Origin of the sequence: Aquamicrobium sp. LC103, from assembly GCF_001014615.2 — a bacterium.
GTDB lineage: Bacteria > Pseudomonadota > Alphaproteobacteria > Rhizobiales > Rhizobiaceae > LBCQ02.
Genome location: NZ_LBCQ02000001.1, coordinates 586374 through 609381, shown reverse-complemented (window position 1 = coordinate 609381; position 23008 = coordinate 586374). Strand labels below are relative to the sequence as shown.

The window sequence follows — 23008 nt, the reverse complement described above, 5'->3', positions numbered from 1 at the left end:
CTTCCGCGTCAAATCAGTCCGCGCTTCTCCATCATCGCTTCCGGCGAGGGCATCTTGCCGCGGAAGGCGATGTAGAGTTCTTCCGGGTCGCGCGATCCGCCGGCCGAATAGATATGGGTCCTGAGTTTCCGCGCCGTCTCGGCGTCGAAGACGTCGCCCGTCTCCTCGAAAGCGGAGAAGGCGTCGGCGTCCAGCACCTCCGACCACATGTAGGAATAGTAGCCGGCCGAGTAGCCGTCGCCGGAAAACACATGCAGGAAATGCGGGCTGCGGTGGCGCATCGCGATCGCCTCCGGCATGCCGAGCTTCTTCAGCGTTTCGGCTTCGAAGGCCAGCGGGTCGGCGGGCGCCTCGGGCTGCGCGTGATAGGCCATGTCGATCAGCGCCGAGGCGGTGAACTCGACCGTGGCGAAACCGGCGTTGAAGGTCTGCGCCGCCAGCATCTTGTCGAGCAGCGCCTTCGGCATCGGCTCGCCGGTGCGGTAGTGGACGGCATGCTTTTCGAGGATCTCGGGCACGGTCAGCCAGTGCTCGTAGAGCTGCGAGGGCAGCTCCACGAAATCGCGGCTGACCGAGGTGCCGGAAACCGACGGCCAGGTGACCTCCGTCAGCATGCCGTGCAGCGCATGGCCGAATTCGTGGAAGAGGGTGCGCGCGTCGTCCATCGAAAGCAGCGCCGGCTGCCCCTTCGGCGGCTTGGCGAAATTCATCACATTGTAGATGATCGGCGAAGCGCCCTCGCCAAGCTTGTGGCCGGGTTCGAGCGAGCTCATCCAGGCGCCGGAGCGCTTGGAAGGCCGGTTGAAATAGTCGGCGAGAAAGGTCGCGCGGTGCGAGCCGTCGGTGTTCCTCACCTCGAAGACGCGTACGTCCGGATGCCACGCGGCGACGCCCTGCTTCTCCTCGAAGGACAGCCCGAACAGCCTTCCCGCGACCTCGAAGCAGGCGTCGATGATGCGGTCGAGCTGGAGATAAGGCTTCAGTTCCGCCTCGTCGAAAGCGTATTTCTCCGCCCGCAGCTTCTCCTGGTAATAGCGCCAGTCCCAGGCGGCGATCGCATCGTTGCCGCCGCCGGCCGCCGCGATCCGCTGCAGGTCGGCCTGGTCGGCGGCGGCCTTTTCGCGGGCCTTGTCCCAGACCGGCTCCAGCAGTTCCAGCACGGCTTTCGGCGTCTTCGCCATCGTGTCGTCGAGCTTCAGCGCTGCGAAGCTTTCATAGCCGAGCAGCTTCGCCTTCTCGGCGCGAAGGGCGAGCGTTTCCTTCACGATCGCGCCATTGTCGGTCTCGCCGCCATTCTCGCCGCGCCGGATGAAGGCTTCGAACGCCTTCTCGCGCAGGTCGCGCCTGGCGGAAAAGGTCAGGAACGGCTCGATGATCGAGCGCGACAGCGTCACCGCGTACTTGCCTTCCCGGCCGCGCGTTTCGGCCGCCTGCGCCATGGCGTCCTTCAGGAAGTCCGGCAGCCCGGCGAGATCGTCGCCGCCGTCGAGAAACAGCGCCCAGTTCGCTTCGTCGGCAAGCACGTTCTGACCGAACTGAGCGCCGAGCCCGGCGAGACGCTCGTTGATCTCCGCAAGCCGCTTCTTGTCGCCCCCGTCGAGCTTGGCGCCCGCCTTGACGAAGCGCTTCCACGTCTTTTCCAGGACGCGAAGGGTCTCGGCGTCGAGCCCCAGCGTCTCGCGCGCCGCGTACAGCCTGTCGATGCGCGAGAACAGCGCCTCGTTCATGAAGAGCGCGGAATAATGCCGCGACATCTTCGGCGCGATCTCGCGCTCCAGCGCCTGAATGTCGGGGTTGGTGTGGGCGCCAGCCCGGCACCAGAAGATCGCCGAGACGCGGCCGAGCGGCTCGCCGGCAAGCTCCAGCGCGGCAAGCGTGTTCTCGATCGTCGGCTCATCGGCATTTTGCGCGATCGCCTCGACCTCGTCCCGATGCGCGGCAAGCGCGGCGTCGAACACGTCCGCGAACTGATCGTCGGAAATGGCCGTGAAATCCGGCAGCCCGAGCGGCCCCGTCCAAAGCGTCAGCGGATGGCGGGAAGGATCGACGGGGGATGCGGACATGAAAAACCTCTGCGATGGAATTGGGCAGGCGGACCGGACCGGTCAGATGTAGGACCACGAAGGCGTGATCGCAACCCGCCTTGACGCAGTGCAGCAGAAGAACTAAGTGGAGCTTATTATAAGTCTTACTTACAATTTGATCATGCCCCAACGAACCGACACCGATACGTTCGGCTTCCTCATTGCCGACCTTTCCCGCCTGTTGCGCGCCGAGATCGACCGCCGCACCGCGGAGGCGGGCCTCGGCCTCACCTCCGGCGAAGCCCGCGCCCTTTCGCATGCCGCCCGCGCCGGCACCGTGCGCCAGTCGGTGCTGGCCGAACGCATGAATGTCGAGGCGATGACGCTTTCGGCCTATCTCGACCGTCTCGAGGCGCGGGACCTCATCCGCCGCACGCCCGATCCGGCCGATCGCCGCGCCAAGCTCGTCCATTTGACCGAGGCGGCCGAACGCGTCCTGCCCGAAATCAGGAACATCAGCGCGGCGATCCGCGAGGATGCGTCGCGCGGGCTCACTGCCGAGCAATGGGCTATGCTCCAGGACATGCTGAAGACGGTGCGCGCGAACTTCTCCGAGAAGGCGGAAAGCAGCAGGGCGGGAGCGGCGGCATGAACGTGCAGACGCAGGATCCGGCCGCGAAGGCACCCCCCGTTCCGGTCATGAGCGAGAGGCGCGTGAGCCTGCTCGGCGCCCTTCTCGTGGCCGTCGGGCCGATTTCAATGGCGCTTTTCACGCCGGCCATGCCGGAAATCGTGCGCGCCTTCGGCAGCACCGAGGCGGCGGTCAAGATGACGCTGTCGCTCTATTTCGCCGGCTTCGCTCTGGCGCAGCTCGTCTGCGGCCCGCTGTCGGACGGTTTCGGCCGCAAACCCGTCACCATGGCCTTCATGGGCATATATCTCGTCGCCACCACGCTCGCGCTGCTCTCTCCCACCGTCGAGGTGCTGATCGCGGCGCGCTTTCTACAGGGCGTGGGCGCGGCCGTCGGCATGGCGATCTCGCGCGCCATCGTGCGCGATCTCTTCACCAACGAGCGTTCCGCGCGCATCATGAACCTCATCGGGCTCATCCTCGGCGTCGGCCCGGCCTTCGCACCGACGCTGGGCGGCGTCACGATGGAGCTGTTCGGCTGGCACGCCATCTTCGTCTTCATGCTGCTGATGGGCTTCGCCATCATCGTCGTCGCCAGGATCTTCATGGTCGAGACGGTCGAGCGCGATCTTTCGCGCATCCGGCCGCGCGCGCTTGCGCACTCCTACGGCTCGCTTCTTCGCAGCGGCTACTTCCTCACCTCCAGCCTGGTGCTCGCCGGCTCGCTCGGCGCGCTCTACACGCAGGCGACCGTGCTGCCCTTCATCCTGATGAACCGCGTCGGCCTCTCGCCCACCGAATTCGGCTTCGGCATGCTGATGCAGTCGGGCATGTTCTTCGTGGGCTCGCTGGTGGTGCGCCAGCTCATGCGCCGCTACGGCGCCTACCGCATCGTGCCGCTCGGCCTTGTCTGCATGGCGGTCGGCAGCATCGCGCTCGCGGTTCTCCTGCGCGTCACCGAACCCACCTTCCTGACCGTCATGGGGCCTGTCGCCTGCTACGCCTTCGGCATCGCCTTCATCATGCCGGCGATGTCGACCGCGTCGCTCGCGCCCTTCCCGCACATCGCCGGTGCCGCGGCGGCGCTCGGCGGCTTCTTCCAGATGGGCGGCGGGCTGGTCGGCGGCGGCATCGCCGCGCTCTTCGGCGACCCGGTGATGGCGATGGCCACGATCATCCCCTGCATGGGACTGCTTGCGATCGTCGCATGGCTGGTCTGGCGCAGGCTTCCCGAGCCGGTCTTCTCGAAGGTGCTGGTGGCGCGCGTCGAATAGAGCATCGGGCCTTCGGCGGCATCGACCTTCCGATCATCCGATGCTCGAACGAAGCGATTGGGACCTAGGCTCAGTCGAGCTCCGGCCGCTCGAAATCCCCGGTCTCGGGATTCATCGACCACAATTCGCCCGACGAGATGTCGAACCAGGCGCCATGCAGCGTCAGCCGGCCCTTCTTCTCGAGGATCGAGACGCAGGGAAACGTCCGCAGATTGGTGAGCGAGAAGCGGATGGAGATGCGCTCCAGCGCCGTCTGGCGTTCGACCGACGTCATCATCGTGTTGCCGCTGACGATCTCGGCCGCCGGTGCGACCATTCCCATCCACTTGCCGATGAAATCTCCGGGCGAAAGCGGCTCCGCCGCCGGGTCGAGCGCGGCGCGAATACCGCCGCAGCGGCCGTGGCCCATCACCACGATGTTCTTGACCTTGAGGCTCTGTACAGCGAATTCCAGCGCGGCGGAGGTCGCATGGAAATGGCTGTCCGGCTGGTAGGGCGGCACCAGATTGGCGACGTTGCGCACCACGAAGAGCTCGCCGGGAGAAGCGTCGAATATCGTTTCCGGCGCGGAACGCGAATCGCAGCAGGCGATCACCAGCGTCTCCGGCGACTGGCCCTCTCGCGCCAATTCGCGGTAGCGATCCCGCTCGGCGGCATAGCGCCCCTTCATGAAGTTGCGGTAACCCTGAAGCAGCTTTTCCGGTAAATGGCTCATGCCTTGCCAGTAGCGGGAAAGTGCGAACCGCGCAACAACGAGCTTAAGTCCAGATCGCGATCGGATTGCCCAGGGTATCGACAAGCGGCGGATCGGGAAACGGAACCGTCTCGCCCCGCGCATGGCGCGCGGCGATCAGCATCATCGCCGCCGCGTCCAGATAGTCGTCCTCGGCCGCTCCGCGCGGCGGAATGGCGTCCAGGAACGCCCGCTCCACCCCGCAGCGATCGAGCAGCCGCTTGCGCTCCTCCATGCCCGCCGGATTGATCCTGCCCTTGACCTTCTTCGGCAGTTCCATCGCACTTTCGCCGTTCAGCCGCCAGAAGGCGGCTTCGGGATGCGATTCGATCACCCGGCCACGCAGTTGCGGGCGCTCGATCAGCAGCCGGTCGATCTCCCTGATCTTGGAGAAGATGCCGAACGCCTGGATCGAAATGCCCTTCGCAGGTTCGGAAGTCGCCCGCGCCACCACGCTGGCCCGGCGGTGGGCGGCGTACCATTCCCCCACGTCGGGGAACGGTCCGGTCTCGGCATAGACGGCAGCGCGCGAGGGAATGGAAAAGACGCTCGACTGGCGCTGGCCGAGATGCCGGCGCACCAGCGCCTCGGGTCCCCGCCCGCCATGTCCGGCGCTGTCCGGCAGGCCGATCGGCATGTCGACGGCGATCACCGCCTCGCCAGGCAGGAGATCGACGAGCATGGCAAAGCTCGGAAAGACGCCGGCTTCCAGCCGGCCGCCACGGCGCATCACCGCCACCCATCCCGCCTTGCAGCCGTCGACACCCGCAACGACCGGAAAATTCATGAGCGGCGCTCGCCGCCGGAATGAAGGATGCGGCGCATCTGCACCATCGCCATTGGATGGGAGAGGCTTTGCGCGTCGGTTTCGAGCATGAGCTCGTCGGCCCCTCGCTTCGTCGCCCGCGCCAGTATCTCGAAGACGGCGGCCGTCGTCGCCTGCAGCGCCTTCTCGGCCGTCTGTCCGCCCATGATCCGCGACAGGAACAGGGCGGAGGTGAGGTCGCCGAGACCGTTCGGCGCATTGGCGACGGCGCGGTGCTCGGCAAGGATGACCTCACCGCGCCGAACCAGCAGATTGCCGGTCGAGCCGGCCATCATCGCATGCGCCGACGTCACCAGCATCGTTTCGGGGCCGGCCTCGAGCGCCGCATCGATGACGGCCTTGTTGTCCGCGAGCGGACGCCCGCGCATCCATTCCAGCTCGAAACGGTTGGGCGTCGCGATATCGGCCACGGGCAGCAAGCGGTCGCGCATCGCGGCCGCGACCGCCTCGGGCACGTAGAGCCCGCCGGCATCCCCCATCACCGGGTCGCAGACATAGAGCGCTTTCGGATTTCGCGCCTTCACCGCCGCGACGAGCGAGGCGACGGCCTCGGCCTGCGCGGCATCGCCGAGATAGCCCGAGAGGACCGCGCCGACCTCGCCCAGCCACGGCGCGCCCTCGAGGTCGCGCATCAGCGCCGCGAACCCGTCGGCCGGCGGCACGATGCGCGTGGCGCGGCCGTGCCCGGGATGCCATGGCAGGATGACGGTCGGCACCGCCCACACGGGAAAGCCGAGCGTTTCCAGCGCGAAGACCGCCGCGCGATTGCCGACTGAGCCGCGCGCCACATGGCTGGAGACGACGATGACCGCACGCGGTGCCTGGTTTTCCTGATTGCTCATGCTTCAGCCATTGCTCACTACGAAATTGATCAGCCAATAGACGAGGTAGATCAGCAGCGCGAGCCCCAGCCATCGGCCGATGCGCGTGCCCCAGAGCTCCGCCCAATCCTTCTCGTCGGCGTCGCGGCCGGACATGTGGTCGGAGACGCGCTTGGCCATGGATGCCTCGGTTTCCGCGCCTACGCGATCGATGATGCGCCGCGATTCGACGTTCCTGTCGTCGTCCCTGCTCATGGCTTGTTGCTCCCGTTTCGGTGAGATTAGAGCATGGCCGGGAAACTGCGAACCGGCTTGCGCGAGAAAACGCTGTGCCAGCGCGTCCCTCGCGCAACCTCCCGCCGGGCCATCGGGATTCCTTTTGTACACGAATAACGCTAAGCTCGCCGCGCATTCAACCTTTCGAGGGGATCGATCCATGCAAGTTCGGGCCTTTACAGGGGTGAAGCCGCGCCGCGCCTTCGCCGTGCTGCTTCTCGCGTTGCTCGTGCCGTTGCTTTCGGGCTGCGGCTTCAACACCATCCCGACGAACGAGGAACAGGCGAAGGCTGCCTGGAGCGAAGTCCTCAACCAGTATCAGCGCCGCGCCGATCTCATCCCCAATTTGGTGGAGACCGTGAAAGGCTACGCCGCGCAGGAACGCGAAGTGCTCGAAGGCGTGGTCGAGGCGCGTGCGCGTGCGACGCAGGTTCAGGTCACGCCGGAGATGCTGCAGGACCCGGAAGCCTTCAAGGCCTTCCAGGACGGTCAGGCCGGCCTCACCGGCGCGCTGTCGCGCCTGCTCGCCGTCGTGGAGAACTATCCCGACCTGAAGTCGAACCAGAACTTCCTCGCCCTCCAGGCGCAACTCGAAGGGACGGAAAACCGCGTCGCCGTCGCCCGCCGCGACTATATCGAGGCGGTGCGGGTCTACAACACCTCGCTTCGAACCCTGCCGACCATGATCTGGGCGAAGCTCTGGTTCACCGACAACCAGCCCTACCAGACCTTCACGATCCCCGAGGAGCAGATGCGGGTGCCGCAGGTCGATTTCGGAACCAATCAGGGCGGGTGACCGGGCACTGGCGGCGGCTTCCGCAATGAGCACGGCAGCAGCGCTTCACCCGCAGCTTCGTCGCGGACACCGGACGGCGGCATACGGAGCAGTCGCCGCGGCCGTGCTGTGGCTTGCCCTTCTCGCCGCCGCCTTCGCCGCCGAGCTGCCGGCGCTGACCGGGCGCGTGGTCGACAGCGCCGGCATGATGGACGCCGCCTCGCGTCAGGCCCTTGACGCGAAGCTCGCCGCGTTCGAGCAGAAATCCTCGGATCAGATCGTCGTCGCTACCATTCCCTCGCTCGACGGAGAAGCGCTGGAGCCCTATGCAAATCGCCTGTTCCGCGCCTGGAAGCTCGGCCAGGCCGGCGAGGACAACGGCATATTGCTGCTCGTCGCGCGCGACGACCGCAAGATGCGTATCGAGGTGGGTTACGGCCTCGAAGGCACTCTCACCGACCTCCATTCCAGGCTCATCATCGAGAACATGGTGCCGGCCTTCCGTGCCGGCGATTTTTCCGGCGGAATCACCAAAGCCGTCGACGACATCATCCTCGTGCTCGAGGGCAATGCGGCCGAGCTCGAGGCGCGCGCCGAGCGCAACCGGCAGGAGGAGGAAGGCGTCCCCTTCGTGGCCATGATCTTCATCGCGGTGTGGGTATGCCTGTTCTTCGGCTCGTTCCTGTTCGCCGTGCTGGCGCCTGTCTTCGGACGCAAGCTCGGCCCCGGCCGCTATCGCTGGCTGGGCATGGACATCACCATCGGGCAAGGCTCGCGCCGCCGCTCCTCCGGCTCCGGCTGGAGCGGCGGCGGTGGCGGCTGGTCGGGCGGCGGCGGCTTCTCCGGAGGGGGAGGCTCGTCGGGCGGCGGCGGCGCCTCGGGAAGCTGGTAGGATGGGCGAATGACGAAACCTCTCACCGACGAACAGCGCCTCGCCCTTTCGGAAGCGATCCGCGAAGCCGAGGAACGGACCTCCGGCGAGATCTACTGCGTGGTGGCGCGAACCAGCGACAGCTATTTCTATCCGGCCGCCTTCGTGCTCGCGCTCGGCATGCTGATCATAAGCCAGCTCGTCGCCTTCGTCCTCGACCGCGACTGGGCCGACATGTCGATTGCCGTCTTCGCCGCCGCGCAGATACTCGCCTTCGCCGCGGCACTCGGCGTGATCTGGGTGTTTCCGGCGCTGCGCATCTTCTTCGTGCCGCGGCGCCTGCGCTATCTTCGTGCTCACGACAATGCGCTGAAGCAGTTCCTCGCCCACAACATCCATCTCACCAGCCGGCGCACCGGCATCCTCATCTTCGTCTCGCTCGCCGAGCACTACGCCGAAGTGCTGGCCGATGACGGCATCAGCGCACGTGTCGATCAGGAGGAGTGGAACGCCATCGTCGCCGTGCTCGTGAAGAATGCGAGGGAGGATCGTCTCTTCGACGGCCTCTCACAGGGCATTCGCCGCGCCGGCTTACTTCTTTCGGAGCATTTTCCGGACGGCGACGACAATCCCAACGAACTGCCGGACCGCGTCGTCGAGATCTGACCGCCGATAAACGCTGTGCGGAACGAATCCGAGCACTTGCCTCGCGCTTGCCGAATGGCGGCGACGGGGTTTATGCTTAACAAATCATGAAGACGCTATCGATCGACATCCGAAAAGCCGAACCGCGCGACGCGGCGGCGATCGCCGACGTCCATCATGAGGCCTGGCAGGGCGCCTATGCCGGAATCATCCCGCATCGGGCGCTCACCTCGATGATCAGCCGCCGCGGCACGCAATGGTGGGCGAACGCCATTCGCCGCGCCGCCACCGTGCTCGTCATCGAGATCGGCGGCGTCATCGCCGGCTACGCGACACTCGGCCGCAACCGCGCCCGCGAGTTGCCGCAGCAGGGCGAGATCTACGAACTCTATCTGCGTCCCGAATATCAGGGCATCGGCCTCGGCACCCGCCTCTTCGCCGCCGCGCGCGAGAAGCTCGTCACCCACGGCCTCAAGGGCCTTGTCGTCTGGGCGCTCGAGGAGAACTCCAACGCCCTCGGCTTCTACGCCGGCGCCGGCGGCCGCGACATCGCCGAGGGCGTAGAAGTTTTCGACCAGAAGGCCCTGCGCAAGGTCGCCTTCGTCTGGGACTGACCCCGCCGCATCCCTCCTCATAGCCCTTCGCCGCATTGCAATATGCTGCATCGCGGTATATCGGCAGCGCCCAGGGGCATTCTTGAACGAACAGGAACCATGAATATGCGCATTGACGCCATCTCCATCGGCGACAACCCACCCGAAGACGTCAACGTCATTGTCGAGGTGCCGGTCGGCGGCCAGCCGATCAAGTACGAGATGGACAAGGAAGCCGGCACGCTGGTCGTCGACCGTTTCCTCTATACGCCGATGACCTACCCCGGCAATTACGGCTTCGTGCCGCACACGCTGTCCGAGGACGGCGACCCGATCGACGTGCTGATCTGCAACACGCGCCAGCTCATTCCCGGCTGCGTGATCAATGTCCGGCCGATCGGCGTGCTCGTCATGGAGGACAATGCCGGCAAGGACGAGAAGATCATCGCCGTTCCCTCGCCGCACCTGACCCGCCGCTACGAGACCGTCTTCAACCATTCAGACCTGCCGGAGATCACGCTCAAGCAGATCGAGCATTTCTTCGAACACTACAAGGATCTCGAACCCGGCAAGTGGGTCAAGATCGGCGACTGGCGCGACGCTTCCGCCGCGCGGCAGATGATCGTCGAGGCGATCGAGCGCGCCGCCAAGAAGGGCTGACGCAAAACCGCGTCAGTTATCCCCGCGACTGAAGGAAGGCACCGGCACCTCGCCGCCTTCCATCGTCGGCTGGTCGCCGCAGGCGAAATCGCGCGCCTGCGTGTCGGCGATCAGCCGCGCCCGTTCGTTGGCGCCCTCGTTGCCGGTCGCGACGACATAGGCGACCGCGCAGCCGTCTCCCTCCCCGATCAGGCCGACCTTCTCGACCACCAGAACCTCGATCGTCTCCTCGGGATCGTCGGCATCGCTCACCGACCAGCGATGGATGGTGGCGAACGGCGTTTCGCCTCCCTCTTCGCGCGCGACGCGCCATTCCACCTTTGCATCGCTGGCATTGAAGGCGTCGAAGCTTTCCCAGACGAGCGATGCATCGCCGTCGGCGGGAAAACCGTAGAAGACGGATTCGCGCTGATCCGAGTAGCGGATGACGACCGGGTAGCCGCGATAGCCGGCGCACGCCATGTCGACCCAGTCGCCGTCGCCGTTCTCGGCGGAGGCGAAGACCGAGCAATGCTCCTCCTGCACGAGATCGGTGTAGACGCTCTCGATCTCCTCGGCCGCGGCCGGACCAGCCAGGACACCGATGACGAGAGCAATCAGGCTCGCACGCATGAAGACCTCCCTTGTGAACGCGCGAAGTCTAGCCGGAGCGCCCCGATTGGCCCAGCATTTTCAGCCGCGTCTCGATTTCCGTCGGATCGCCGACGATCCGCAGGGTCTTCGTCCGAGCGGTGTCGCCGGAAACGATCGAGATCGCACCCGCCGGCACGCCGAGCCGCTTGGAGACGAGTTTGACGAGCGCCTGATTGGCCTTGCCCTTCTCGGGCACGGCGCGCACCCGCGCCCTGAGGTGGAACTTCCCGTCGGCCGTGCCTTCCACGCCCTCGAGCCCTTCCTTCGCCGATTTCGGCGTCAGGCGGACGAAGAGCTCCGCTCCGTCCTCTCGACGCCGGAAGAACGTCTCGGCGGCCATCGCCTCAGATGACGGCGGGCGCGACGCTGGTCAGCAGGAACTGGCGGATGAAGAAGATGATGAGCAGCAGGATGATCGGGGAGATGTCGATGCCGCCGAGATCGGGCAGGTAGCGCCTGATCGGCCGCAAGGCCGGCTCGGTGATGCGGAACAGTGCGTTGCCGATCGTGCCGACGAACTGGTTGCGCGGATTGACGACATTGAACGCATAGAGCCACGAGAAGATCGCGGAGGCGATGATGAGCCACCAGAATAGATCGAGCGCGAGCACGATGGTCTGGATGAGTGCGAGCATGCCGGTCTCCCTTTTAACCCCCGCGACATGTAGCTATTGGCGCGCACGGCGGCAAGTCCCGATTGCAACGCGGCCGCGTCCATGATGCGGCGCTGGCGCCACACCGGCAAGGCCGAATGCGGCACTTCGATGAGGTATCGTTTCAAACGGCGCTTGACAGGAACGACCCTCGGCTCATAAATGCCGCCCATCCGCTGGACGGGGCTGTAGCTCAGCTGGGAGAGCGCGTCGTTCGCAATGACGAGGTCAGGGGTTCGATCCCCCTCAGCTCCACCAACGGATTATTTCCCGGCATCGTCTGTCTTCGTCGCCATCGCATTCGTTGACGATCTTCCTTTTCGAAGAACTCGCCCGCGGCGAGAATTGGATGCGCGCTCACGCCCGCATCCATCTCGAAAAACACTGGGCCAGGCTCTCAAACAGCGCGCGCGCAAGGATGAAATAGGTTAGAGCATGTCAGGGTGCCTGCACCGGCGCCTCGACATTCCGGATATTCCTCCCCAGATGCACGTCTCCGCAGCTTCCGACGATCGATACGCCGCCTTTCGCCACTCTTCCTATCTGCGGTTCTGGGCAGCCCGCTTCCTCACCACATTCGCCACCCAGATCGTCTCGGTCGCGGTCGGCTGGCAGATCTACGATCTGACGCGCGATCCCTTCGACCTCGGTCTGGTCGGGCTGATCCAGTTCGCGCCGTCGCTGCTTCTCTTCCTGGTGACGGGCGTCGCCTCGGACCGCTTCGGCCGCCGTCTCATCATGGGGCTCGCCGCCGTGCTCGAGGCGCTTTGCGCGATCGCCCTGCTCGTCCTCACTCTGCGCGGATTGACCTCGGCTGCCGAGGTCTTCGTCGTGCTCGCCGTCTTCGGCGTGGCGCGCGCCTTCTTCGGGCCGGCCGCCGCCTCCCTGGTCGCCAATCTCGTGCCGCCCGAGGATTTCGCCAACGCCGTGGCGTGGAACTCCTCCGCCTGGCAGACGGCCACCATCGTCGGACCGGTGGCCGGCGGCCTGCTCTACGGACTTGCCCCGGAAGCGGCCTATTCCGTCGCCGCCGTCTTCATGGCGGTCGCCGGCGTGCTCGTCTTCTCCATTCCGAAACCGGCGCAGCACACCGAAAGCGAGAAGCCCTCGCTGCAAACGCTGTTTGCCGGCTTTTCCTATATCCGCAGCGAGAAGATCGTGCTCGGCGCCATCTCGCTCGACCTTTTCGCGGTGCTGCTCGGCGGCGCCATCGCGCTGCTGCCGGTCTATGCCCGCGACATTCTCGAGCTCGGTCCCTGGGGGCTCGGCCTGCTGCGCGCGGCGCCCGGCATCGGCGCGCTGGCGGTCGCCTTCTGGCTCGCCGGCCACCCGATCCGCGACCATGCCGGCATCATCATGTTCGTCTTCGTCGGCTTCTTCGGCCTGTTCACCGCGACCTTCGGCATGTCTACGGCGCCCTGGCTGTCGATCCTGGCGCTCGCGCTCCTCGGCGCCTCCGACATGGTGAGCGTCTATATCCGGGAAACCCTGATCCAGCTCTGGACGCCCGACCGCGTGCGCGGCCGCGTCAACGCCGTCAACATGGTCTTCGTCGGCGCGTCCAACGAGCTCGGTGAATTCCGCGCCGGCTCCATGGCGGCGCTGATCGGCACGGTGCCGGCGGTGGTCTTCGGCGGCGTCGGCGCGATCGGCATCGCCGCGCTCTGGGCCTGGCTCTTCCCGGAATTGCGCAAGGCGCGACGGCTCGACGGCAGGGTGTAGCGCAGGCGAGCTACTTCGCCGGCTTCGCCTCGAAGATCAATTCGAGAAAATGTTCGAGCCAGCGCTTCAGCTTCATGTCCCAGAGCATGCGGCCGTTCAGATGATCGCGACCGGGCTGGGCTCCCGGCAGCACGAAGCGTTGCGCGCCGCGCACCACCCAGCGCTGCATCATCACCCGCGTCAGCTCGGCGTGGAACTGTATGCCCCAGGCGTTGCGGCCGTAGCGGAAAGCCTGATTCGGATAGGTCTCGGCGCTGGCGAGCAGCGTCGCGCCCGAGGGCAGCGAAAAGCCCTCGCGATGGAACTGGTAGACCATGTCCGGCCATTCCATCAGCGCGTGGCCTTCCTCCGTCGCCTGCAGCGGATACCAGCCGATCTCGACCAGTCCCTCGCCATGGCCCTCGACCTTGCCGCCGAGATGATTGACCAGCATCTGCGCGCCCAGGCAGATGCCGAGGAACGGCTTGTCCTCCCTGAGCGGCACGGCGAGCCAGTCGGTCTCGCGGCGAACATATTCCTCCCGATCGTTGGCGCTCATCGGTCCGCCGAACACCACGGCGCCCCGATGCTCCTCCAGCGTATCCGGCAGGGCATCGCCCAGCGGCGGGCGACGGATGTCCAGATGGTAACCGTGCTGGACGAGAAGCTGGCCGACCCGGCCGGGGCTCGAATGCTCCTGATGGAGCACGACCAGTATCTGTCCCTTGTACGGCTGCGTCATCTTTCCGTCAGTCGTCTCCGTCACCTGCGGCGTCGCCGCGTACCTTCTGGCGCATCAGCACGCGGTCGCGCGGCGAGACGCCGATCAGCTCGGCCACGCGCCAGACGATATTGTCCTCAAGTTCGTGGCTTTCGCCATCGGCATAGACCATTTCCCACAGGATACCGATGAACTCGATCTTCGCGTTCCCGTCGAGCTGGCGGTTGAGCACGCTTGTGAAGGCGAAGAGATCGACCGCCTCCCGCTCCGCCTTTTCAGCGGCCGTGATGATGCCCTCGAGCTCGCTTCCGCTGACCGAATAGGCGTCCGCCAGCACCTGGCGCAGCTTCTTGCGCTCCGCGTCCTCGCGAACCCCGTCCGCGTCGATGACATGGAACATCAGCGCCGCCGCCGCTACCCGCGGATCGTCCGCGCCCGGCACTTGGTCCGCATCGCCCACGCCGGGCAGTTCCTTGAGGAAGGACATCAGTCTTTCAAGCATGTGAGCGTTGCCTGTCGAGAACGCCGGACGCCATTTTGCCGTCCCGGCCGGATCGGTGAACCATTCCTATTTAGCGCGGATGCTCCGTCTAAAACAACCGGAAGCGGCGCGCCTCGCTCTCCTCGGCCTCCTCCGGCTCGACACCGGGATCGTCCGGCAGGCGGATCGGCGACACGCGTTCGCCTTCCTCCTCGGGCGGCTCGGCATCGAGCACGGGCGCCGGAGCGACGCTTGCCGGGGCACGCTGCTCGCCGGAGGGCTCCGGCTTCTTCACCGGCTCGGCCGGCTTCGCCGCGGAAGCCTCCTCCGCCGGCCGGGGGGCTTCCGTCTTTTCGGCCGGCTTCGGCGCATCGATCGCCGCTTCCTCGATCTCTTCCTCGCGGCGGGGCGGCGCAAACGGCACAGGCACCGGAACGATCTGCCTCGGCTCGTCGGCGGCGGGCCTCTCCTCCTGCTCGACGACCGGGGCAAGCTGCTCCACGGGCGCGCGCCACTCGAAGGCATCGAGCCTGCCCGTCGCGGGCGAGGCCGGCGCCCATTTCTTCGAGGCGAAGCCGTCGGCCACCCAGGCCGGGTCGCGCGGCGCGCGCATCGCCTTGCCGAGCCATTGCCGCACCTTGCCCTGGTCGCCCGTTTCGGCCTCCTCGATATCGGCGAGGAGCAGATAGGCGCTTTCGCGCGGTCCGAGCCGGATCGAAGCTTCCGCCTCCGCCCGCGCCAGCCGGAACTCGCCCGCGTCGAGCGCGGCGCGCGCGACCGCAAGCGAGGATTCGACATTGTTCTGGCGCAGCGACTGCAGCTTCTTCGCCCGCGTAAGCCGGTCGTGGGTGGAATCGCCCGGCCGCGCATGGACATAGACCTCGGCGACCTCCGGATGCGGCTCCTTCTTCCATGCCGCCTCCAGTATCTTGGCGCCCTTGCGGGTGTCGGCCAATCGGAACAGCGCCTTCGCGGCGACGAGCGCGGTAGGGACGAGGTCGGGCGCCAGCCGGTTGGCCTCCAGCGCCGCGTTCTTCGCGCCGGCGGGATCGGCGTCGAGCATCGACATCGCCTTCGCCGTCAGAAGCACGGCCTTCTTGCGGTTGGCCGATGCCGGCTCGATCTGGCGCGTCGATTTCTGCGCGTCGACGATGCGCAATGCCTCGTCCCAGTCGCCGTCCTGCGTCTTTTCCTCCAGCGTCGCGTTGGCGGCCCAGCCGAGCTGCGGCGCGGCTTCCGCCGCCCGCGCGGCATAGTGCCGGGCGGCGACGCGATCGCCGTGGCGTTCCGCTTCGAGATAGAGCCCGCGCAGGCCGAGGAGACGCATTTCCGGATCGTCGAGCATCGCCTCGAATTTCCGCCGCGCCGCCTCATGGTCGCCCTCGAGCAGCGACGCCTGCGCGTCGAGGAGATGGATCAGCGGCTCCTGATCGGCGCTGATCAGCTTCATCGCCTCCTTCTTCTTCTTGCGCGCCAGCGCGGCGTCGCCGGCGCCGGCGGCGATCATGCCGGTCGACAGCGCCTGGTATCCGCGGTCGCGTCGGCGCACGCGAAAATAGCGCGAGATCGTATAGGGGCTGTTCCAAATGCTCTTGACCAGCCACCAGGCAATCATCACCGCCGCCACGATGGCCGTGACGATCACCGCCGCGACCATCAGCGTCACCTCATATTGGTAACCGTTGAAGGTGACGACGAGATCGCCCGGCCGGTCGGCGAGCCAGGCAAAGCCGAGGCCGAGGGCGAAGACGAGGAGAAGGAAGAAGAGGATACGCAGCATCTGGTTCTCCCAATCTCAGCCCTTGAGCGCGGCGGCGACCGCCTCGTCGACGAGCTGATCTGCCGCGTGACGCGCGCGTACCTTCTCGATGAAGGCGTTGCCCGCCGCCTTGGCATTGTCAGGCAGGCTTTCGAACTCCTGGATCGCGCGGGCGTAATCCTCGGCCTTCACCGCCGCCTCGACGCGGGCGGCGATCTCCGGCACGCCCCCACCCTCGACCACGCCGACCGGGCGCACGGAGACCAGCCCTTGCGCGCTCGTCCAGAGCCGGTCGACGATGCCGGCGTCGGGATCGACGGGTCGCACGGCGGCGATCATCGCATTGGCGGCCGCGCCGGCTTCCGCGGCGATGTCGGCGCGCGTCGGCACGCCCGCGGCGGCAAGGTTCCTGAGCTCGGCCACCTGTGGCGCTTCCGGCGCGAGCGTCGCATAGGTCTCCAGCTCGGTCGTGAACGGCGAGCCTCGGTCGATCGCCGCCTTCAGCGCGGAGGCGGAAATCACCAGCGCCGTTCCAGGCTTTTCCGCCTGCTCGTCGACACGTCCGGTGAGACCGGCAAGATCGCTTTCCAGCGTGTCGAGTCTGCCGGCGACAGCCGACTGCGCTTCTCGCGCGGTCTGGATTTCCTGCCGCAGCGTGGAAACCTGCTCGTCCATCGCCGAAAGCATCTCCTGGGGCGCGCCCGAGCGGTCGACATTGGAGAGCCCGGTTTCCAGCGAGGCGATGCGCTCCTCGAGCGGACCGAGATCGACCGGAAGCGCCGTATCTCCTTGCACGCGCGGCGCAGTACCGAGACCGGCAATGTCGGAGGAAAGCTTCTCCACCTCCGATGACAGGGCGGCGATGCGCTCCTCGGCGCCGGCGACGCGATTGCCGAGCTGCGGGTCTGGTGATGCCTGTCGCTCGCCGATTTCGGCCAAAGAGCGGCGCAGCTCTCCGATATCCGCCTCCAGCGACTGAATCGCCGCATCGTCATCGTCGCTTGCCGGGCCGGCGCCCGGAATGAGGCCGGCGACCTGCAGCCCCGCCGCCAGCGCAAGTGCGGCGATGCCGCCGACGAGGCCCGCCGCAAGCCTGCCGAGCCCGCCGCGCTTTCGCTCTGGGTCGGAAGGCTGCGCGCTTTCCTGGCGACCGACGAAAGGCTTGCTGCCCGCCGCATCCGCCTTCGTGGTGGCGCTCGCCGCGGCATCGGCCTTCGCGGATGACGTCTGCCCGGCGGTGCCCGGCATCTCGGCGGGCTTCGCCGGACCTTCCGTCTTCTCCGCCGGCTTGGCCGAAGCCGAACCGGCGGCGCCTGCGGCGGTCTTGGCCGTGGAGGACGCTGCCGCGGGGATCTTTTCTGCGGCATTGCCCGGTCCTGCCGTCGACACGCCTGGAGATTGCTCCGGCGCGGCGCCCTTCGCTGCATCCGCCTTTTCCGCCGCGGCCTTCACCCGCGAGACCTCACCGGGCGCCAGGTCTATCGTCACCGGTTCCTTGCTGGTCTTCGAATGACGCGTTCTGGGCGGCTTGACCATGCCGGGGGCTCCCTTTGTTCGAGAAAGTCGGATCGTCAACGCCGATCGGAATGTCGGCCTGATCTAATAACATGCTTGCGCGCTTAAAAGGGATGACTTTGGACGAATGCTCATCCTTCTGCGCCGATTAGTCCCATCAAGCTTTCCTCCGACGGTTCCGCGCTCACGCGAATCCGCTCCGACGCGATCTCCCTCACGGCTTCGGCCGACCGGCTCGAAATGCAGAAGAACAACGCATTCTCCAGCAGGCTTTCAACGGGTTCGCGGCGGGCAAGTTCCGCCAGCAATTCGCCGCCGCGCGTGGAATAGACCAATGCCGCGAAGAACGGCTCGCCGCCCAGCGCGGCTTCAAGCTCGCCGTCGTCATAGTCCACGGGCGGCGCGTCGTAGGTTTCGATCAGTTCCAGCGCGAAGCCGAGGGAGGCAAGCTTGTCCTCGAAACCCGGCGTCCGCAAGCGACCGGCGAGATAGGCGAGGCGGGAGGTGAGGGGCAGCGTGTCGCGGATCGTGGCCACGAGGCTCACCGCGTCGCCAGCGGCCGCCGTCACGCGGGAAAACCCCGCGTCGCGCGCCAGATCGCCCGTCCGTTCGCCGACGGCGAAGAGCGGCTTGCCGGAAAGGCTGGCGAGCAGTTGCGGCGGCGCATGACGCAGCGCGTTGCCGCTGGTCGCCACCACCGCATCGAACATGTCGGCGTCGGGCAAGCCGGAAACCGGCACGGAACGGATTTCCGTCAGCGGCAGCTTCACCGGCTGAAAACCCTCGGCCGCGAGCCGGCTTGCCGTCGCGCTTGCGCCGGGCTCGGGGCGCGTGACGAGGATGCGCCTCACGACCATCCGTCGAAGAATCCGGGGCCGGCCTTGTCGCGCACCCGCGCGCCGGCATCCGCGCCGAGCCTCGCCGCATCGGCGACAGGCCCTTCCGCCTCGATCTCGTGGACCTCGCGCCCGTCCGGCGTGAGGATCATGCCGCGAAAGGCGAGACGTTCGCCCTCCACGACGGCATGGCCGGCGATCGGCGTGCGGCAGGAACCATCGAGCGCGGCGAGAAAGGCCCGCTCGCAGGCGAGCGCCTGCGCCGTCGCCAGATGGCCGATCGGATCCAGCACCGCCTTCACCCTGTCGTCGCCGATGCGGCTCTCGACGCAGATTGCGCCCTGGCCCGGCGCCGGCGGAAAGAGCTCGACCGGCAGCAATTCGGTGATGACGTGGCCGAGTGCCAGCCGCTTCAGCCCGGCATGAGCGAGCAGCGTGCCCTCGACCTCGCCATTCTCCAGCTTCCTGAGCCGCGTCTGGACGTTGCCGCGGAAGGTCACCACCTTGATGTCCGGCCGCAGCCGGCGGATGAGCGCCTGGCGCCGCAGCGAGGACGATCCGACGACGGCGCCCTGCGGCAGGTCGGCGAGCTTCGCGCTGGCGCGGCCGATGAAGGCGTCACGCACGTCCTCGCGCTCGAGGAAAACGGACAGCTCCAGCCCGTCCGGCAGCACCGTGGGCATGTCCTTCGACGAATGGACGGCGATGTCGATCCGGCCGTCGAACAGCGCCTCTTCCAGCTCCTTGGTGAAGAGTCCCTTGCCGCCGGCTTCCGAAAGCGGCCGGTCCTGGATGCGGTCGCCGCTCGTCGAGATCACGACGATCTCGAAGGCTTCCTCGGCCATACCGTGCGCCGCCATCAGCCGCGCGCGCGTCTCCGATGCCTGCGCCAGCGCCAGCGCGCTGCCTCGCGTTCCGATCTTCAAGACATCTGTTTGCATGAGCGGCTTGGTCCGTGATAGTTCCCGGCCGACATTGGTAATCGGCCCCGGCCTACCTACCGGGGAAAGTGCGGTCGGGCAACATGGCCGCCCTCAGGATTGGATCGGGCGGCATGATCCGCGTGCTTGGCATAGAAACGAGTTGTGACGAAACGGCGGCTTCCGTCGTCGCTTTCGACGGCGGCCGCCCGGAAATCCTCTCCAACGTGGTGCTCAGCCAGATCGAGGAGCATGCGGCCTTCGGCGGCGTGGTGCCGGAGATCGCCGCGCGGGCGCATGTCGAGGCGCTGGACGGCGTGATCGCGGCGGCACTCGAGGAAAGCGGAACGAGCCTCGGCGAGGTCGACGGCGTGGCGGCGACGGCCGGCCCCGGCCTCATCGGCGGGCTGATCGTCGGGCTGATGACCGCCAAGGCGCTCGCCGCGGCGGGCGGCAAGGAGCTGATCGCGGTGAATCACCTGGAGGGTCACGCGCTCACCGCGCGGCTGACCGACGGCCTCGCCTTCCCATACCTGCTGCTGCTCGTTTCCGGCGGCCACACGCAGATCCTCCTCGTGCGGGGCGTCGGCGACTACGAACGCTGGGCCTCGACGATCGACGACGCGCTCGGCGAGGCCTTCGACAAGACGGCCAAGCTGCTCGGACTGCCTTATCCGGGCGGCCCGAACGTCGAGCGGCAGGCTGCGAAGGGCAACGCCGCGCGCTTCGACTTCCCGCGTCCCCTGAAAGGCGAGGCACGGCCGGACTTTTCCTTCTCCGGGCTCAAGACGGCCGTGCGTCAGGCTGCGACCGCGATCGCGCCCTTGTCGGAAGAGGACGTCGCCGACATCTGCGCCTCCTTCCAGCGGGCGATCACGGAGACGCTGGAGGAACGCGTCGGGCGCAGCCTCGCACGCTTTCGCGAGACCTGTCCCGGCCTCGCCGCGCCGGCCCTCGTGGTGGCGGGCGGTGTCGCGGCCAACAAGGCGATCCGCGCGACGCTGGAAAGCCTGTGTCACGGACACGGCATGCGTCTCGTCGCGCCGCCCCTGGAACTGTGCACCGACAATGCGGCGATGATCGCCTGGGCGGGAATAGAGCGGCTTCGCGCCGGGCTGGCCGGCGCGGACGCGATGGAGATGGCGCCGCGCTCGCGCTGGCCGCTCGATTCGGGCGCTACGCCCATCATCGGTTCGGGAAAACGTGGAGCCAAGGCATGACCGCCAAGCGGAAGATAGCCGTTCTGGGCGGCGGTGCGTGGGGCACGGCGCTCGCCGCGACCATGCGGAGGGCAGGCCGCGAAGCCACCATCTGGGCGCGGGACGAGGCAACGGTAACGGCGATCAACACGCGCCGCGAGAACCCGCGTTACCTGCCCGGCATCACCCTGGACGAAGGCTTTTCGGCCACCGGCGACATGGACGAGGCGCTCGGCCGCGCCGATTGCGTGCTCGCCGTGGTGCCGGCGCAGACCATGCGCGAACTCTTCACCGCTCTCGACGGCAGGCTTGCGCCCGGCACGCCGCTGGTGCTGTGCGCCAAGGGCATCGAGCGCGCCACCGGCAAGCTGCTTTCAGAGATCGCCGCCGAAATGCTGCCTCGCGCGCTGATCGCCGCGCTTTCCGGCCCGAGCTTCGCCACCGACGTGGTGCGCGGCCTGCCGACCGCCGTCACCGTCGCCTGCGAGGATCACGCGCGCGCGGCGGAACTCGCCGGCCTGCTGACGGCGCCGCATTTCCGCTGCTACTCCACGACCGATCTCGTCGGCGTGGAGATCGGCGGCGCGCTGAAGAACGTGCTTGCCATCGCGGCTGGCGCTGTCTCCGGGGCGGGCCTCGGCGCGAGCGCGCAGGCCGCGCTCGTCACCCGCGGCTTCGTCGAGCTGCGCCGCGTCGGCATGGCGTTCGGGGCCGAGCCGGAAACGCTGATGGGCCTTTCCGGCCTCGGCGACCTCGTGCTCACCTGCGGCTCCGCCCAATCGCGCAATTTCGCCTACGGGGTGGCGCTGGGGCGTGGTGAAAGTCTTGTCGGCCGCCCCTTGGCCGAAGGCGTCGCCACCGCCGGCATCGCCGCCGCCATCGCCCGCGAGCGCGGCATCGAGGCGCCGATCATCGAGGCGGTGGACGACATTCTCTCAGGCAGGACGACGATCGCCGGCGCGGTTGCCGCGCTGATGTCGCGCCCGCTGAAGAGCGAAACGGCCAACGAAGCAACCAAGACGGAGAAACGAGGATGATCTTCACGCTGATCTGCCGGGACAAGCCCGGACATCTGGAGGTTCGCCTTTCGAACCGCCCGGCCCATGTCGACTATCTCAACGGGCTCGACGCCGCCGGCAAGCTGAAATTCGCGGGCCCCTTCCTGGATGCCGAGGGCAAGCCCACCGGCAGCCTCGTCGCCGTCGAGGCGGAGGACCGCGCCGCGGCCGAGAAGATCGCGGCCGAGGATCCCTACGCCAGGGCCGGCCTGTTCGAGGCCGTCGAGATCAGCGCCTGGAACTGGGTCTTCAAGAATCCCGAGGCGAAGTGATGGCTGCCTACTGGCTGTTCAAATCCGAACCCTTCAAATGGTCCTGGGAGATGCAGAAGGCCAAGGGCGAAACCGGCGAGCAATGGGACGGGGTACGCAACTATCAGGCGCGCAACAACATGCGCGCCATGCAGCTCGGCGATCTCGGCTTCTTCTATCATTCCAACGAGGGTCTCGAGGTCGTCGGCATCGTCGAGGTCTGCAAGCTCGCCCATCACGACACGACAACCGACGACCCGCGCTGGGAATGCGTCGACATCCGCGCCGTGAAGGACGTGCCGCGGCCGGTCACGCTCGAGGAGATCAAGGCCAATCCTAGGCTTTCCGGGATGGTGCTCGTCAACAATTCCCGTCTTTCGGTCCAGCCGGTCTCCCCCGAGGAGTGGGTGGAGGTCTGCCGCATGGGCGGGCTGGTTCCCGCGCCGTGACCCGCGGGCTCGGGCCGGGCGAGGCGGAGGATTTCATCCTCGCCAACACCGCCCTGCTCGCCCCGCCGCACGTGCCGGAAATCGCGCTTCACCTCGCGGACGAAGCACACGATCTGTGGCGGCGCACCGAGGAGGAATTGCAGGAAATCGGCCTGCAGCCCCCGTTCTGGGCCTTCGCATGGGCCGGTGGACAGGCGCTTGCGCGCTTCATCCTCGACAATCCCGATAGTGTCGGGGGAAAGCGCGTGCTCGATTTCGCCTCGGGCTCGGGCCTCGTCGGCATCGCCGCCGCGAAGGCCGGCGCGGCAGGCGTGACCGCCGCCGACATCGACCCGTTCTGCGAAGCAGCGATCCGGCTCAACGCCGCGGCGAACCACGTCGCCCTTGCCTTCACCGACGCCGACCTCGTCGGCGGCGACGAAGGCTGGGACGTGGTGCTGGCCGGCGACGTCTTCTACGACCGCGCCTTCGCCGAACGGCTCCTGCCCTGGTTCGCCGATTTGCACGCCCGCGGCGCGACGGTGCTGGTGGGCGATCCCGGCCGCGCCTATCTGCCGAAATCCGGGCTGGAGCCGCTGGCGACCTACGAGGTCGCGGTCACCCGCGCGCTCGAGGACGCGGAGGTCAAGAAGACGACGGTGTGGCGGCTGGCGTGAGGGGACCCGTGGCTGCTTTGCACCATCGCAAAGCCTGACTTCCCCGT

The 23008-nt window shown here is 67.1% G+C and carries 27 protein-coding genes and 1 tRNA gene; 14 read left to right on the top strand and 14 right to left on the bottom strand.

The features are described 5' to 3' along the window. Positions 1-8: 8 nt before the first annotated feature. Complete coding sequence (locus XW59_RS03025) at positions 9-2063, bottom strand: M3 family metallopeptidase (protein ID WP_047145592.1); 2055 nt, start codon at positions 2061-2063, stop codon at positions 9-11. Between the two features lie 142 nt (positions 2064-2205). Between XW59_RS03025 and XW59_RS03020 the strand changes: the two genes are divergently transcribed. Then, positions 2206-2676: a MarR family transcriptional regulator gene (locus XW59_RS03020; protein ID WP_047145591.1), complete on the top strand. Its 471-nt coding sequence runs from the start codon at positions 2206-2208 to the stop codon at positions 2674-2676. Continuing rightward, complete coding sequence (locus tag XW59_RS03015) at positions 2673-3929, top strand: multidrug effflux MFS transporter (protein WP_047145590.1); 1257 nt, start codon at positions 2673-2675, stop codon at positions 3927-3929. Before XW59_RS03020 ends, XW59_RS03015 begins: the two co-directional genes overlap by 4 nt. A 70-nt stretch (positions 3930-3999) precedes the next feature. Here XW59_RS03015 and XW59_RS03010 read toward each other — a convergent pair whose 3' ends face one another. From XW59_RS03010 to XW59_RS02995, 4 genes are read right to left on the bottom strand one after another with little or no spacing between them, the layout of a single operon-like run. Beyond that, positions 4000-4644: a carbonic anhydrase gene (locus XW59_RS03010; RefSeq protein ID WP_047145589.1), complete on the bottom strand. Its 645-nt coding sequence runs from the start codon at positions 4642-4644 to the stop codon at positions 4000-4002. A 43-nt stretch (positions 4645-4687) separates the two neighbouring features. Next, on the bottom strand, positions 4688-5449 hold the full coding sequence (locus tag XW59_RS03005) for a DUF429 domain-containing protein (protein ID WP_137326971.1): 762 nt from the start codon (positions 5447-5449) through the stop codon (positions 4688-4690). Beyond that, the gene (gene pdxY / locus XW59_RS03000; protein ID WP_047145587.1) at positions 5446-6330 is read right to left on the bottom strand and encodes a pyridoxal kinase PdxY; all 885 of its coding nucleotides are present in this window, start codon (positions 6328-6330) and stop codon (positions 5446-5448) included. The genes XW59_RS03005 and pdxY overlap by 4 nt, the downstream gene beginning before the upstream one ends. A gap of 3 nt (positions 6331-6333) precedes the next feature. Then, the gene (locus XW59_RS02995; RefSeq protein ID WP_047145586.1) at positions 6334-6564 is read right to left on the bottom strand and encodes a hypothetical protein; all 231 of its coding nucleotides are present in this window, start codon (positions 6562-6564) and stop codon (positions 6334-6336) included. A gap of 181 nt (positions 6565-6745) precedes the next feature. Here XW59_RS02995 and XW59_RS02990 point away from each other — a divergent pair, with 181 nt between their 5' ends. The 5 genes from XW59_RS02990 (at position 6746) to ppa (ending at position 10129) form a co-directional block, all read left to right on the top strand. Continuing rightward, positions 6746-7381: a LemA family protein gene (locus XW59_RS02990; protein WP_047145585.1), complete on the top strand. Its 636-nt coding sequence runs from the start codon at positions 6746-6748 to the stop codon at positions 7379-7381. Positions 7382-7406: 25 nt separating this feature from the next. Continuing rightward, entirely contained in the window at positions 7407-8252 is an 846-nt protein-coding gene (locus XW59_RS02985) for a YgcG family protein (protein ID WP_047145584.1), read from the top strand. Positions 8253-8261: 9 nt separating this feature from the next. Next, a complete protein-coding gene (locus tag XW59_RS02980; RefSeq protein ID WP_047145583.1) occupies positions 8262-8897 on the top strand; it encodes a TPM domain-containing protein in 636 nt (211 codons plus the stop codon). 86 nt (positions 8898-8983) lie between these two features. Next, positions 8984-9490 (top strand): GNAT family N-acetyltransferase, encoded by a 507-nt coding sequence (locus XW59_RS02975; protein WP_137326970.1) that lies wholly within the window; start codon positions 8984-8986, stop codon positions 9488-9490. A 105-nt stretch (positions 9491-9595) separates the two neighbouring features. After that, positions 9596-10129 (top strand): inorganic diphosphatase, encoded by a 534-nt coding sequence (gene ppa, locus XW59_RS02970; protein ID WP_047145700.1) that lies wholly within the window; start codon positions 9596-9598, stop codon positions 10127-10129. Between the two features lie 12 nt (positions 10130-10141). On the opposite strand, the gene XW59_RS02965 is transcribed toward ppa, so the two are convergent. Genes XW59_RS02965 through XW59_RS02955 form a run of 3 tightly spaced genes read right to left on the bottom strand, consistent with a single transcriptional unit; the run spans position 10142 to position 11397 of the window. Then, on the bottom strand, positions 10142-10741 hold the full coding sequence (locus XW59_RS02965; RefSeq protein WP_047145581.1) for a hypothetical protein: 600 nt from the start codon (positions 10739-10741) through the stop codon (positions 10142-10144). Between the two features lie 28 nt (positions 10742-10769). Continuing rightward, positions 10770-11102, bottom strand: coding sequence for a DUF167 family protein (locus tag XW59_RS02960; protein WP_047145580.1), 333 nt, complete (start codon positions 11100-11102; stop codon positions 10770-10772). A 4-nt stretch (positions 11103-11106) separates the two neighbouring features. Next, positions 11107-11397 carry a YggT family protein gene (locus XW59_RS02955; RefSeq protein ID WP_047145579.1) on the bottom strand — a complete coding sequence of 97 codons (291 nt, stop codon included), beginning with the start codon at positions 11395-11397 and terminating at the stop codon, positions 11107-11109. Positions 11398-11597: 200 nt separating this feature from the next. Between XW59_RS02955 and XW59_RS02950 the strand changes: the two genes are divergently transcribed. Next, positions 11598-11673: transfer RNA gene (locus tag XW59_RS02950), tRNA-Ala, on the top strand. Between the two features lie 228 nt (positions 11674-11901). After that, positions 11902-13137, top strand: coding sequence for an MFS transporter (locus XW59_RS02945; protein ID WP_047145578.1), 1236 nt, complete (start codon positions 11902-11904; stop codon positions 13135-13137). Positions 13138-13147: 10 nt separating this feature from the next. Here the strand turns inward: XW59_RS02945 and XW59_RS02940 are convergent, their stop codons facing one another. From XW59_RS02940 to hemC, 6 genes are all read right to left on the bottom strand, one after another. Beyond that, entirely contained in the window at positions 13148-13858 is a 711-nt protein-coding gene (locus XW59_RS02940; protein ID WP_047145699.1) for a glutamine amidotransferase, read from the bottom strand. Positions 13859-13865: 7 nt separating this feature from the next. Beyond that, a complete protein-coding gene (locus tag XW59_RS02935; protein ID WP_047145577.1) occupies positions 13866-14339 on the bottom strand; it encodes a TerB family tellurite resistance protein in 474 nt (157 codons plus the stop codon). 88 nt (positions 14340-14427) lie between these two features. Next, positions 14428-16098 carry a heme biosynthesis protein HemY gene (locus XW59_RS02930; protein WP_047145576.1) on the bottom strand — a complete coding sequence of 557 codons (1671 nt, stop codon included), beginning with the start codon at positions 16096-16098 and terminating at the stop codon, positions 14428-14430. A gap of 15 nt (positions 16099-16113) precedes the next feature. Continuing rightward, positions 16114-17613: a hypothetical protein gene (locus XW59_RS02925; protein WP_047145575.1), complete on the bottom strand. Its 1500-nt coding sequence runs from the start codon at positions 17611-17613 to the stop codon at positions 16114-16116. A gap of 110 nt (positions 17614-17723) precedes the next feature. After that, positions 17724-18449, bottom strand: a complete 726-nt coding sequence (locus XW59_RS02920; RefSeq protein WP_047145574.1) for a uroporphyrinogen-III synthase — start codon at positions 18447-18449, stop codon at positions 17724-17726. Further along, positions 18440-19369 (bottom strand): hydroxymethylbilane synthase, encoded by a 930-nt coding sequence (hemC, locus tag XW59_RS02915; RefSeq protein ID WP_047145573.1) that lies wholly within the window; start codon positions 19367-19369, stop codon positions 18440-18442. The genes XW59_RS02920 and hemC overlap by 10 nt, the downstream gene beginning before the upstream one ends. A gap of 113 nt (positions 19370-19482) precedes the next feature. On the opposite strand from hemC, the gene tsaD reads away from it, so the two are divergent. Genes tsaD through XW59_RS02890 form a run of 5 tightly spaced genes read left to right on the top strand, consistent with a single transcriptional unit; the run spans position 19483 to position 22961 of the window. After that, positions 19483-20568, top strand: coding sequence for a tRNA (adenosine(37)-N6)-threonylcarbamoyltransferase complex transferase subunit TsaD (gene tsaD, locus XW59_RS02910; protein WP_047145698.1), 1086 nt, complete (start codon positions 19483-19485; stop codon positions 20566-20568). Further along, entirely contained in the window at positions 20565-21584 is a 1020-nt protein-coding gene (locus XW59_RS02905) for an NAD(P)H-dependent glycerol-3-phosphate dehydrogenase (RefSeq protein WP_047145572.1), read from the top strand. Before tsaD ends, XW59_RS02905 begins: the two co-directional genes overlap by 4 nt. Beyond that, complete coding sequence (locus tag XW59_RS02900) at positions 21581-21877, top strand: YciI-like protein (protein ID WP_047145571.1); 297 nt, start codon at positions 21581-21583, stop codon at positions 21875-21877. The genes XW59_RS02905 and XW59_RS02900 overlap by 4 nt, the downstream gene beginning before the upstream one ends. Then, on the top strand, positions 21877-22305 hold the full coding sequence (locus XW59_RS02895) for an EVE domain-containing protein (RefSeq protein ID WP_047145570.1): 429 nt from the start codon (positions 21877-21879) through the stop codon (positions 22303-22305). Before XW59_RS02900 ends, XW59_RS02895 begins: the two co-directional genes overlap by 1 nt. After that, the gene (locus XW59_RS02890) at positions 22302-22961 is read left to right on the top strand and encodes a methyltransferase (protein ID WP_047145569.1); all 660 of its coding nucleotides are present in this window, start codon (positions 22302-22304) and stop codon (positions 22959-22961) included. The genes XW59_RS02895 and XW59_RS02890 overlap by 4 nt, the downstream gene beginning before the upstream one ends. Positions 22962-23008 lie beyond the last annotated feature (47 nt).

Excerpts from the sequence above, each read along its gene's own strand:
- XW59_RS02905 (WP_047145572.1), top strand. The coding sequence starts at position 20,565 with ATGACCGCCAAGCGGAAGATAGCCGTTCTGGGCGGCGGTGCGTGGGGC.
- XW59_RS02980 (WP_047145583.1), top strand. The coding sequence starts at position 8,262 with ATGACGAAACCTCTCACCGACGAACAGCGCCTCGCCCTTTCGGAAGCG.
- XW59_RS02985 (WP_047145584.1), top strand. The coding sequence starts at position 7,407 with ATGAGCACGGCAGCAGCGCTTCACCCGCAGCTTCGTCGCGGACACCGG.
- ppa (WP_047145700.1), top strand. The coding sequence starts at position 9,596 with ATGCGCATTGACGCCATCTCCATCGGCGACAACCCACCCGAAGACGTC.
- XW59_RS02995 (WP_047145586.1), bottom strand. The coding sequence starts at position 6,564 with ATGAGCAGGGACGACGACAGGAACGTCGAATCGCGGCGCATCATCGAT.
- XW59_RS03020 (WP_047145591.1), top strand. The coding sequence starts at position 2,206 with ATGCCCCAACGAACCGACACCGATACGTTCGGCTTCCTCATTGCCGAC.
- XW59_RS02900 (WP_047145571.1), top strand. The coding sequence starts at position 21,581 with ATGATCTTCACGCTGATCTGCCGGGACAAGCCCGGACATCTGGAGGTT.
- XW59_RS02940 (WP_047145699.1), bottom strand. The coding sequence starts at position 13,858 with ATGACGCAGCCGTACAAGGGACAGATACTGGTCGTGCTCCATCAGGAG.
- XW59_RS02930 (WP_047145576.1), bottom strand. The coding sequence starts at position 16,098 with ATGCTGCGTATCCTCTTCTTCCTTCTCCTCGTCTTCGCCCTCGGCCTC.
- XW59_RS02920 (WP_047145574.1), bottom strand. The coding sequence starts at position 18,449 with ATGGTCGTGAGGCGCATCCTCGTCACGCGCCCCGAGCCCGGCGCAAGC.
- XW59_RS03010 (WP_047145589.1), bottom strand. The coding sequence starts at position 4,644 with ATGAGCCATTTACCGGAAAAGCTGCTTCAGGGTTACCGCAACTTCATG.
- hemC (WP_047145573.1), bottom strand. The coding sequence starts at position 19,369 with ATGCAAACAGATGTCTTGAAGATCGGAACGCGAGGCAGCGCGCTGGCG.
- pdxY (WP_047145587.1), bottom strand. The coding sequence starts at position 6,330 with ATGAGCAATCAGGAAAACCAGGCACCGCGTGCGGTCATCGTCGTCTCC.
- XW59_RS02965 (WP_047145581.1), bottom strand. The coding sequence starts at position 10,741 with ATGCGTGCGAGCCTGATTGCTCTCGTCATCGGTGTCCTGGCTGGTCCG.
- XW59_RS02975 (WP_137326970.1), top strand. The coding sequence starts at position 8,984 with ATGAAGACGCTATCGATCGACATCCGAAAAGCCGAACCGCGCGACGCG.
- XW59_RS03005 (WP_137326971.1), bottom strand. The coding sequence starts at position 5,449 with ATGAATTTTCCGGTCGTTGCGGGTGTCGACGGCTGCAAGGCGGGATGG.
- XW59_RS03025 (WP_047145592.1), bottom strand. The coding sequence starts at position 2,063 with ATGTCCGCATCCCCCGTCGATCCTTCCCGCCATCCGCTGACGCTTTGG.
- XW59_RS02925 (WP_047145575.1), bottom strand. The coding sequence starts at position 17,613 with ATGGTCAAGCCGCCCAGAACGCGTCATTCGAAGACCAGCAAGGAACCG.
- XW59_RS02895 (WP_047145570.1), top strand. The coding sequence starts at position 21,877 with ATGGCTGCCTACTGGCTGTTCAAATCCGAACCCTTCAAATGGTCCTGG.
- XW59_RS02945 (WP_047145578.1), top strand. The coding sequence starts at position 11,902 with ATGCACGTCTCCGCAGCTTCCGACGATCGATACGCCGCCTTTCGCCAC.
- XW59_RS02960 (WP_047145580.1), bottom strand. The coding sequence starts at position 11,102 with ATGGCCGCCGAGACGTTCTTCCGGCGTCGAGAGGACGGAGCGGAGCTC.
- tsaD (WP_047145698.1), top strand. The coding sequence starts at position 19,483 with ATGATCCGCGTGCTTGGCATAGAAACGAGTTGTGACGAAACGGCGGCT.
- XW59_RS02955 (WP_047145579.1), bottom strand. The coding sequence starts at position 11,397 with ATGCTCGCACTCATCCAGACCATCGTGCTCGCGCTCGATCTATTCTGG.
- XW59_RS02935 (WP_047145577.1), bottom strand. The coding sequence starts at position 14,339 with ATGCTTGAAAGACTGATGTCCTTCCTCAAGGAACTGCCCGGCGTGGGC.
- XW59_RS02990 (WP_047145585.1), top strand. The coding sequence starts at position 6,746 with ATGCAAGTTCGGGCCTTTACAGGGGTGAAGCCGCGCCGCGCCTTCGCC.
- XW59_RS03015 (WP_047145590.1), top strand. The coding sequence starts at position 2,673 with ATGAACGTGCAGACGCAGGATCCGGCCGCGAAGGCACCCCCCGTTCCG.